Origin of the sequence: Streptomyces sp. NPDC086549 (assembly GCF_044746205.1) — a bacterium.
Lineage (GTDB): Bacteria > Actinomycetota > Actinomycetes > Streptomycetales > Streptomycetaceae > Streptomyces.
Genome location: NZ_JBIVBS010000061.1, coordinates 1 through 2,208 on the forward strand (window position 1 = coordinate 1; position 2,208 = coordinate 2,208).

Sequence of the window (2,208 nt, forward strand, 5' to 3'; positions counted from 1 at the left end):
GCACCTGAGCCAGGCAGGTCAGCAGGCCGGGGAGGTCATCGGGGACGGTCGGCGCGGTGTCGGCGAGTTGGCCCAGAGGGCGCGGGATGAGCGAGGATGAGCGGGCAGGCACGGTCTTCCGTCGTGGTGATCAGGGACTCGACACCTCATGATCACCGGAAGTCGTGCCTGCCTCCGCGTCAGCCCCCGCCGACCAACCCGCAGCCCTGCCGCAGCTCCTGAAGCCCCATCAACCCGGATGCACCGCCGGAACGACGCCGCCCTGCCCGCGTACCCCGTCGGTCACCGTCATCGTGGCGCCGACGGGGTACGCCCGTCACCCGCGAGCGGAATGCGACTTCAGCGGATGCGGTGCTTCCGCCAGAAGGGGCCGAGGTCCCTGTGCGTCATCGACTGTGCGGCCTTCTTGAAGTCGACGGTGGTGGAGACGCCGTACCAGTGGTCGTGGGCGTACTTCTTGATGAGGCGCGCCATGGTGCCGGCCCCGAGGACGTGCTCCAGGTCGGCCAGGACGCAGGGGCCGATCCCGTACACGACCTGGAAGTACTCGCCACGGTGTGTAGACCAGTAGGCCATCGAGTTGGTGAGCGCGGCGGTGGCGCTCGGCCAGGAGTCGTCCGGCGAGCACTCGAACCCGTCCCAGCGGTAGTAGCGCGCGTTGGCGTACTGAGCGAAACTCTCGTCCAGCCAGGGTGAGTTGTACTCGTCGTTGCCCACGACGCCGTACCACCACTGGTGGGCGATCTCATGGACGGTGGCGCCGCCCTCCTCCTCGGTGCCGAGGATGACCAGGCCGGGGTACTCCATGCCGCCGGCGAACCCGGGCGTCATCACGAGGTCTATCTCGCCGTACGGATAGCGGCCGAACTCCCTGCCGAACCGGTCGATGGCGGCGACGCCGTCCTTGCGGTTGAGGCGGACACCGGCGGCGGGCGTGTTCGGCGACCAGTACGACTTCACGCGCACGCCGTCGGGCGAGGTCTGGGTCGCGGTGCGGAACGGGCCCGCCGCCCATGCGAAGTCCCGCACCCGCTTGGCGACGCTGTGGGTGACCGTACGCCCGGTACCGCCGGAGCGGGTCCATGTGCTGCCGCTCGCCGGGACCTTGAGGGCGGACGGGTGGTCGAGGCGCACCCGGAAGTCGCTCGCCAGGGTGTAGAAGCTCTCGCCGTACGACACATACGGATCGAGGTGCCACCCCCTCGCGTCGTGCACGGCGAGGACCGGCAGCGCGTTGCCCAGGAAGCGGAACGCGCCTTCGCGGCCGAAGCGGTTGTTGCGTGCGGGCACGGTGAGGGCCACGTCGAAGGAGACGGCCGTCCGCTCACCGCGTGCGAGCGGCCTCGGCAGAGTGATGCGCAGCGCCGTGCACTTCACGCCGGGGCGGCCCGGAGTGCCGCCGCGCACGCGGGAGACGCGGACGGGGGACGGTCTTCCGGATGTCCCGCAGCCGTCCTCGCCATTGCCCCACAGGCGTATGTACACCTCACGCAGGGGCCGGCTGGAGGCGTTGCGGAAGGACACCGTCTGCCGGCCCGCCCAGTGGGAGCCGTCGGCGTCGGCGCGCAGCTTCACGTCGTAGCTGGGGCGGTCGGGCGTCGCGGGTTCGGCCGCTCTCACCGCGGCGCCGGGCGCCGGGCCGGACGGCGTGCCGGCCTCGGCCACGGTGGAGCCTGCAGTCGCGATCAGCGCGAGCAGGGCGACCAGCAGACGGCGACCGGTTCTTGAGGGGCCCCTGGGCGACGAAGGCAACGAAGGCATGGCAGACGACATGACAGATGACATGCCAGCGGATCTTGTCACAGGGTTCCCCACGGCCGACACAGGCCCGCGCGAAGAGGGGAGGTCGGCTCCGCTTGGGCGGCGAAAATGCCAGAGTACGCAGGGGATGTTCGCTGTACGTTGGCGCACAGTAAGGATCCCGGTTCAACCCATCCGCAGATCATCCCCTTCCATGAGGCCTGGCCACGTGTTCCTGACCATCACCACCACCGGCACCCCCGAACGCCCCGCGACCGACCTCGGCTACCTGCTGCACAAGCATCCCGACAACGCGCAGACGTTCTCCACCTCCTACGGCACTCCGTAGACACGTAGGTTGAAACTGCTCTCCGCTCTGCCTATGGCAGAGACACAGAGGGCGCTACTCGCCGCGCGGATCAGCGTGGACACCGACGAATCAACGTCCATCCCAAGGCAGTTGGAACT

1 protein-coding gene and 1 pseudogene are annotated in these 2,208 nt (G+C 69.3%); one reads left to right on the plus strand and one right to left on the minus strand.

Annotated elements, in window-relative coordinates:
• Positions 1–339 precede the first annotated feature (339 nt).
• Positions 340–1,761 carry a M1 family metallopeptidase gene (locus ACIPSA_RS51345; RefSeq protein ID WP_402649238.1) on the minus strand — a complete coding sequence of 474 codons (1,422 nt, stop codon included), beginning with the start codon at positions 1,759–1,761 and terminating at the stop codon, positions 340–342.
• A gap of 208 nt (positions 1,762–1,969) precedes the next feature.
• Here ACIPSA_RS51345 and ACIPSA_RS51350 point away from each other — a divergent pair.
• A pseudogene (locus ACIPSA_RS51350) lies at positions 1,970–2,083 on the plus strand (hypothetical protein); the annotation flags it as partial.
• Between the last annotated feature and the right edge of the window lie 125 nt (positions 2,084–2,208).